An 8015-nucleotide genomic window follows, 5' to 3' on the forward strand; every position below is an offset into this window, starting at 1 on the left:
GAATCGCAGCTAGCGCGCCAAGATTGGCGAAGGACTTTGCGAAGCGTCCAGTAGTGCAGCGAACCATATGTGGAGAGGGATCATGTACAACGATTCTCTGTTCAACGCGTTTGCTCGGTCGTTCGAGGCTCGAAGTCAGACCGACATGTCGATGGCTGAATATCTGGAATCGTGTCGAGGCGATCCGCTCAGATATGCCAATGCAGCCGAACGGTTGTTGGCTGCGATCGGCGAACCTACGATGATTGACACGGCCAAGGACCCACGCCTTGGCCGTATTTTTTTAAACCGCACCATGCGCTCCTATCCGGCCTTCGCCGGCTTCCACGGCATGGAGGAAACTATCGAACGCATCGTCGGCTTCTTCAGGCATGCGGCGCAGGGCCTCGAAGAGCGCAAGCAGATCCTCTATCTGCTCGGACCGGTCGGCGGTGGCAAATCCTCGCTGGCAGAGCGGCTCAAGGCCCTGATGGAAGTTCATCCAATCTATGTGTTGAAGGCCGGCGACGAGCTCAGCCCGGTGTTCGAGAGTCCCTTGAGCCTGTTCGATCCGGAATCGCTGGGGCCGATGATCGAGGAGAAGTACGGCATCCCGCGCCGCCGCCTCAACGGCCTGATGAGCCCGTGGTGCTACAAGCGGCTCGAAGCGTTCGGCGGCGACATCTCGCAATTCCGTGTTGCCAAGATCCAGCCGTCGCGCCTGCGACAGATTGCGATTGCGAAAACCGAACCCGGTGACGAGAACAATCAGGATATCTCCTCGCTGGTCGGCAAGGTCGACATCCGCAAGCTGGAAACCTTCGCGCAGAACGATCCCGATGCCTATAGCTATTCGGGCGGCCTCAATCGCGCCAACCAGGGCGTGCTCGAATTCGTCGAGATGTTCAAGGCGCCGATCAAGATGCTGCATCCGCTGCTGACGGCAACGCAGGAAGGCAACTATATCGGCACGGAAAACATCGGCGCCATCCCGTTTACCGGCGTCATTCTCGCCCACTCCAACGAATCCGAGTGGCAGAGCTTCAAGACCAACAAGAACAACGAGGCCTTCATCGACCGCATCTGCGTCATCAAGGTGCCTTACTGCCTGCGGGTCACCGAGGAGCAGAAGATCTACGAGAAGCTGATTTCGGGATCGGAGCTTTCGTCGGCGCCGTGCGCGCCCGCCACGCTGGAGACGCTGGCGCGCTTCTCGGTGATGTCGCGCTTGCGCAAGCATGAGAACTCGACGGTGTTTGCCAAGATGCGAGTCTACGACGGCGAAAGCCTGAAGGAATCCGATCCCAAGGCCCGCAGCGTTCAGGAATACAAGGACGCCGCCGGCGTCGATGAAGGCATGGACGGCGTTTCGACCCGCTTTGCTTTCAAGGTGCTGGCCGCGACCTATAACCACGATACATCGGAACTCGGCGCGGATGCCGTGCATCTGATGTACGCGCTCGAACAGTCGATCCGCCGGGAGCAGCTGCCGGAGGAAGTCGAGAAACGCTATCTCGAATTCATCAAGGCCGAGCTTGCGCCGCGCTATGCGGAATTCATTGGCCACGAGATTCAGAAGGCCTATCTCGAATCCTATTCGGATTACGGCCAGAACCTGTTCGATCGCTACGTCGATTATGCCGACGCCTGGATCGAAGATCAGGATTTCAAGGATCCCGACACCGGGCAATTGCTCGACCGCGAACTTCTCAACCAGGAACTGACCAAGATCGAGAAGCCGGCCGGAATCGCCAACCCGAAGGATTTCCGTAACGAGGTCGTCAAATTCTCCTTGCGCTCGCGCGCGCAGAATGGCGGCAAGAATCCGGGGTGGACGAGCTACGAAAAAATCCGCGAGGTGATCGAAAAGCGTATATTCTCTCAAGTGGAAGACCTGCTCCCGGTCATCTCGTTCGGCTCGAAAAAGGACGGCGAGACCGAGAAGAAGCACGGCGAGTTCGTCGAGCGCATGGTGGAGCGCGGCTACACCGAGCGTCAGGTTCGCCGACTCGTCGAATGGTACATGCGGGTGAAACAAGCCGGTTGAGGCGGGAAACACAAAACAGCCATGCACATCGTCGATCGGCGCCTGAATCCAGGCAGCAAGAGTCTCGAGAACCGCCAGCGTTTCTTGCGCAGAGCCAAGGCACTTGTGCAGGGCGCCGTCAAAAAGTCCTCCCAGGACCGCGACATCAAGGATGTCCTGGAAGGAGGCGAGATCAGCATTCCGCTCGACGGCATGAATGAGCCGCGCTTTCGCCGCGAGGGCGGCACCCGCGACATGGTGCTTCCGGGCAACAAGAAGTTCGTCGAAGGCGACATGCTGCCGCGGTCGGGGGAAGGCCGCGGAAAAGCCTCCGATCCCGGTGAGGGCGACAGCGAGGATGCGTTCCGGTTCGTGTTGAGCCGCGACGAGTTCGTCGATTTGTTCCTCGATGATCTGGAGTTGCCTGATCTTGCCAAGCGAAAGCTGGCCCAGGCGGAAGGCGAGGGGATTCGTCGCGCCGGCTACGCGACCTCCGGCTCGCCAGCCAATATTTCGGTTGGCCGCACGGTGCGCCTTGCAATGGCACGGCGGGTTGCGCTGCGCCGGCCGCGGCCGGAACAGATTGCCGAGCTCGAGGAGGAAGCAGCCCACGCCGATGAAGGCCGCCGCGCCGAGTTGATGGCGGAGATCGACGCGCTGAAGGCAAAGATTCGCCGGATCCCGTTCATCGATCCGATCGATATCCGCTACCGCCGCTTCGAGACCACGCCGAAACCGGTCGCGCAGGCCGTGATGTTCTGCCTGATGGATGTGTCGGGCTCGATGACCGAGCACATGAAGGATCTGGCCAAAAGATTCTATATGCTGCTCTACGTGTTCCTGAAGCGGCGCTACCGCCACGTCGAGATCGTCTTCATTCGTCATACCGACCGCGCCGAAGAGGTGGACGAAGATACCTTCTTCCACGGGCCGGCATCGGGTGGCACGCTGGTATCGAGCGCGCTGCAGGCGATGCACGACATCGTCAGGTCGCGGTTTCGTCCGGCTGACTGGAACATCTACGCGGCCCAGGCGTCCGACGGCGATAATTCCAGTTCCGATGGCGAGGTGGCGGCCCGGCTGCTGACCGAGATGATCCTGCCGGTCAGTCAATTTTTTGCCTATCTCGAGGTCGGCGAAAGCGGTGGCCACACCTTCGATCTGTCCGATTCGTCGCTGTGGTCGCTGTATCAGCGCTTGCGCGCCGAGGGCGCGCCCTTGTCGATGCGCAAGGTCAGCGACCGCAGCGAAATCTTCCCGGTGTTTCATGAGCTGTTTCACCGCCGCGGAAAGCAGGAGAGGGCCGCGCCATGAGCGAAACAACCGAGCGGCTGTTCGAGGGAGCGGATTGGGACTTCCGGACATTGCAGCGTGTCCACGACGCCTGCGAGGAGATTGCGCGATCCGAACTGGGGCTCGATGTCTATCCCAACCAGATCGAGGTCATCACCGCCGAGCAGATGCTGGACGCCTATTCCTCGGTCGGCATGCCCTTGTTCTACAAGCACTGGTCGTTCGGCAAGCATTTCGCCCACCAGGAGGCATCCTACCGCAAGGGCTTCATGGGGCTCGCCTATGAGATCGTGATCAACTCTTCGCCGTGTATTTCCTATCTGATGGAGGAAAATACCGCGACGATGCAGACGCTGGTGATCGCGCATGCCGCGTTCGGTCACAATCATTTTTTCAAGAACAACTATCTGTTCAAGCAGTGGACGGATGCCGAAGGCATTCTGGACTACCTGGATTTCGCCAAGGGCTATGTCGCGCAATGCGAGGAACGGCATGGCAGGCTCGCGGTCGAGCAGACGCTCGATGCGGCCCATGCCTTGATGTCGCATGGCATCGATCGCTATCCCGGCAAGAAGAAGCTCGATCTGCGCGTCGAGGAGAAGCGTGCCGGTGAGCGCCGTCAGCACGAAGAGAGCGCGTTCAATGATCTGTGGCGAACGGTTCCGACCGGGCCGGTCAAGAGCCAGGCCTCGCTGAACACGGAGATGCGGCGCAAATTGCTCGGTCTGCCGCAGGAGAACCTGCTGTACTTCCTGGAGAAGGCAGCACCTCGCCTGAAACCCTGGCAGCGCGAATTGCTGCGGATCGTGCGCCACATCGCGCAGTATTTCTATCCGCAGAGCCAGACCAAGGTGATGAACGAGGGCACCGCGACCTACGTGCATTACCGCATCATGAACCGCCTGCACGAACAGGGCCGGATCACCGACGGCAATTTTCTGGAATTCCTGTCGTCGCACACCAATGTGGTGTTCCAGCCCGACTTCGACGATCGGCGCTTTTCGGGTTTCAATCCCTATGCGCTTGGGTTCGCGATGATGCAGGACATCGAGCGCATCGTCACCGATCCGGACGCCGAGGACCGCGAGTGGTTTCCGGAGATTGCGGGTAAAGGCGACGCGATGGCCGTGCTGCGGGATATCTGGGCCAACTACCGCGACGAGAGCTTCATCAGCCAGTTCCTCAGCCCGCGGCTGATGCGGCACATGCGGATGTTCCATCTGCATGACAACCCCGAGATCACCGAAGGCATCAAGGTCGACGCCATCCACGACGAACGCGGCTTCCGTCGCATTCGCCGCGAGCTGTCCAAGCAATATGACGTCGGCTTCATCGATCCCAACATCGAGGTCGTCGATGTCGATCTGGCCGGCGATCGCCGCCTGATGTTGCGTCACACGGTGGTGAAGGGGCAACGGCTGAACGAGGCCGATGCGAGGCGTGTGCTGCAGCATCTTGCCGATCTCTGGAGCTATGACGTCTCGCTGGTCGAGGTCGACGCCAGCGACAATGTCCTCAAGGAATACATCCTGAATCCCCGCGGCATGGCGGCGGCGGCGTAACCGGCCGCCGGCAATTCGACGCAGGCTTTCGGCATTCCGCGCTGGCGTCGAGTTTGGCGCTGGCCTATCGTCCGCGCCATGCGATTGAAATCTGCCATATGGGTGGCCGCGTATCTGCGCCGCTGCCAGACCGAGGGGATATTCGGCGCCGTGCGCAAGCGCGGCGCGGAGGAAGCCGGCGCGGTGTTCGTCAAGGTCGCAACCCTCGACGGCAACGCCATGCTGTACAGCCCGGCGCCGCAGACGGTCTACGATGAGAGCCGGCCGGTCGAGCGCATCTTCGTGCCGGCATCGCCGCAACCGCAGCTCGAGTCGTCGGTCGAGGAGCGGCTGGTCAAGGAACTGCGTTTCGACCCGGACGCCTGGATCGTCGAGACCGAGGACCGCGCCGGGCGGCATTTTCTCGATCTGGCCAAAGCGTGACGTCGTGATCGGCGAGTTTTAGCCGCCCGAATTCTTCGAGCCGGTTCGTGGCATGAGGCCTGAGCCGGGTTGCACGGCGGGCCGGGTTTGCGCGGCCGCCGAGCGGGCGCGGTGGCGCTCGTCATCGTAAAGCGCGGGCCGATACTTCGCCCTCGTCACCGCCATCGTCGAGCCGCGCCATGCCGCCAGCATGATAAGTGCGGATCGTTCGCTCAGCCTGTCGTACAGCCGCGACAGCCGGTAGACGTGGTTCACGGATGATCCGAATTCGGGATTGAGGAACATCAGGACGCGCTGGAATACCGCGCTCGGCATATCGAGCGCGCGCATGGCGCACGCCAGCGCTTCGCCGCCGGGATCGCCGACCACCTGCGCTGCAACCCGCGACGGCAATATCAAGGCTTCGCCGAGCTCGAGCTCGAAATTTTCGGTGTCGGCCGCGAATGCCGCCATCTCCAGTGTCTCGATCGCGCGCTTGGCGCGTGCGCCGGGAATCCGCGCCGAAGCCCGCAGCGGCGTCTCCGGAAGGTTGTGCAGGATCAGCGCGCGTTCGCTGGCGCTGGCACGGAAGAACATCTCGCTGATCTCGGCGGCGTCTTGCGGTTGCATCGACAGGTTCGATGCCATCCGCAATTCGGCGTCGGTCGGCGCCTTGATCGGCGGAGCGGGAGCCGGCGGTGGCACTGGAATCGCGGCGGCGACCGGTACGCGCAGATCGGGATTGGACGGTTTCAATCCGAGCTTATTGAGGATTTCGCGCGGCGTCGCCGGATAGATCGCCAGCCGCGCCCGAACCGCCGCGCGCGTCGCGTCATCGACCTGATCGATCAGGCGCGAGGTCAGCTCGACGAACTGCCGCGCCTCCTCCTCGCTATGCGAGCGGGCCTGAACGTAGAGATCGGTCAACACCCTCAGCAAGGTCGGGCGAATGTCGACGCCTTCCCTGCGGGACAGCGTCATCAACCCGTCGAAGCCCGGGAAAAGCGGAGGTGCGGTCATGTCTTGTGTACGCGACTGAGTGATGCTCGCATTAGCCTAGGCCGGTTGCTTTAATGGTGCGTTAAGGAAAACAATCCGTGAAACATTGCAGCTGTTTTCCGCGGGTTTTCGTGCAACGCCCCGCCATGTGATGCCGGCGTGCCACAGCAAATTAAGAAGCCATTAACCACGTCCTGTTCTTAATGACCGCCAATCGCCGGCCAAACCACGCTAGCGCGGCGACCAGAGAGAGCTTGATAATGGGCACCATCATTGAATTTCCGGCGGATGCGGCGTTGCGCCGCCCGGGCTCAACCATCGATGGCGGTCCGCGCGAAAATATGGGCACCGTCGTGATCCTTCCTGTCGTCCGCATCGAACGCCAATCCGACGAGACCAGCGGCGGTCGCGGACCGGAAGAGGGAACAGCCCCCGGTCGTCGCCGCCGTCGCCGCTGATATCAGGACATCCAACAATGCCGGAGACGTGTTTTCCGATCCGGACAGGACGGCGGGTTTCGATTTCATCATCGGGGCTGGCGCTCGTTCTCGTGAGCCTTGTGCTCGGCGGTTGCAGCGGCGGCGATTTCGGCCGCACCCGCGAGGATTTTCGCAACGACGACATGCATCGCTGGATGGGAGCCGAGGTGACGGGAAGCGTCGGCCTGCATCCGTCGCAATTCCAGTTGACCGACGAGGAGCGCCAGCTTCGCGATCTCGCTTATCCCCTGGTCGAACCGCCGCGTTCGCGCCCCGCATGGAAGAGCGTGTTCGGCGATTACAAGCCGCTGGCCTCGCCATGGCGACAGGGCGCGCCGGCCTTCGATCGCTCCGCCTATGGGCGCATGCTGATCGATGAGCCGCACCGTTCGGATGCATCGCGTTACTCGCAACTGATCGACGACGTGCGCGACGACATCACACGGTTCGAGCCGTTCTTCTCCACCGCGGGCCGCGTGCTCGATCTCGATCGCAAACGCAACGCCAGCCTGGCGCATGTGTCCGAATTGTCGCCGCGCGAGCGCGCCGACGCCACCGCCCGCATGCAGGAGAATTCCCTGATCGTGCAATGGGTGCAGCAAGGCCTGGAGCGGCGCATCTCGTCCTACCATTGGGCGCTGGAGCGGCTGGTGGTCCAGGCGCCGGATAACATGGCGGCGGACGCCGACCGGTTGATCAACGAATTGGCCAGGCAAACCGCCAATGCACCGCTCTCGGGGCGGCCGGTGGCCGGCGTTGCGCTGAGTACGCGCGGGTAGCGCTCGCACGGATCTCCTTATTCAAATTTCAAACAGCCAATCATTCAAGCGCGTCATTGCGAGCGTTAGCGACTTGTCCGCAGTAGCTCAAGGAGCGAAGGCGGAAGCAATCCAGTGGCCGCAGCCTTTCAGTTTTCGTCGTCCCGGCCTTGCGCCGGGACCCATAACCCCTGGCCTCGGTTGTAGGAGAAGGCGTCCACTTCACTGCCGAAACGAGAACACACGGCGTATGGGTCCCGGCGCAAGGCCGGGACGACGTGGTGAGAGACTGACGCACTTCGGCATTCTCGCGACGGCATTCGCCCGAGTTTTGCTAAATTCGTTCGCCCTCAAAAGAGAGGGCGCAGGGAAGACCGGGTGCGCGCTGCACCCGCGGTCCCGCGTGCAAAAGTAGCAAACAAAAAAACGCACACGAGCATACAGGTTCAGCGGAAGCAGTCCGGCCTTCCCTGCGCAATGGTTTTACAGCTTATATCGTGCTCTCCCCGGCGAGACC

7 protein-coding genes are annotated in these 8015 nt (G+C 61.6%); 6 read left to right on the plus strand and 1 reads right to left on the minus strand.

Features of this window, described 5'->3' with window-relative positions; genetic code table 11:
- Positions 1-82: 82 nt before the first annotated feature.
- The 4 genes from GSQ88_RS21440 to GSQ88_RS21455 all read left to right on the plus strand — a co-directional run bounded on the left by GSQ88_RS21440 (position 83) and on the right by GSQ88_RS21455 (position 5283).
- Entirely contained in the window at positions 83-2026 is a 1944-nt protein-coding gene (locus GSQ88_RS21440; protein WP_159009746.1) for a PrkA family serine protein kinase, read from the plus strand.
- Positions 2027-2047: 21 nt separating this feature from the next.
- Entirely contained in the window at positions 2048-3319 is a 1272-nt protein-coding gene (locus GSQ88_RS21445) for a YeaH/YhbH family protein (RefSeq protein ID WP_159009747.1), read from the plus strand.
- On the plus strand, positions 3316-4860 hold the full coding sequence (locus GSQ88_RS21450) for a SpoVR family protein (protein WP_159009748.1): 1545 nt from the start codon (positions 3316-3318) through the stop codon (positions 4858-4860). Before GSQ88_RS21445 ends, GSQ88_RS21450 begins: the two co-directional genes overlap by 4 nt.
- 78 nt (positions 4861-4938) lie before the next feature.
- Positions 4939-5283 carry a DUF1491 family protein gene (locus GSQ88_RS21455; protein WP_159009749.1) on the plus strand — a complete coding sequence of 115 codons (345 nt, stop codon included), beginning with the start codon at positions 4939-4941 and terminating at the stop codon, positions 5281-5283.
- 18 nt (positions 5284-5301) lie between these two features.
- Here the strand turns inward: GSQ88_RS21455 and GSQ88_RS21460 are convergent, their stop codons facing one another.
- Positions 5302-6282: a DUF2336 domain-containing protein gene (locus GSQ88_RS21460; protein WP_174248075.1), complete on the minus strand. Its 981-nt coding sequence runs from the start codon at positions 6280-6282 to the stop codon at positions 5302-5304.
- Positions 6283-6521: 239 nt separating this feature from the next.
- Here GSQ88_RS21460 and GSQ88_RS21465 point away from each other — a divergent pair, with 239 nt between their 5' ends.
- Complete coding sequence (locus GSQ88_RS21465; RefSeq protein ID WP_159009750.1) at positions 6522-6719, plus strand: hypothetical protein; 198 nt, start codon at positions 6522-6524, stop codon at positions 6717-6719.
- Between the two features lie 17 nt (positions 6720-6736).
- A complete protein-coding gene (locus tag GSQ88_RS21470; protein ID WP_159009751.1) occupies positions 6737-7519 on the plus strand; it encodes a hypothetical protein in 783 nt (260 codons plus the stop codon).
- The last annotated feature ends 496 nt before the right edge of the window (positions 7520-8015 follow it).

It is taken from the genome of Bradyrhizobium sp. S69, assembly GCF_009766005.1.
In the GTDB taxonomy this organism is placed as follows: Bacteria; Pseudomonadota; Alphaproteobacteria; order Rhizobiales; family Xanthobacteraceae; genus Bradyrhizobium.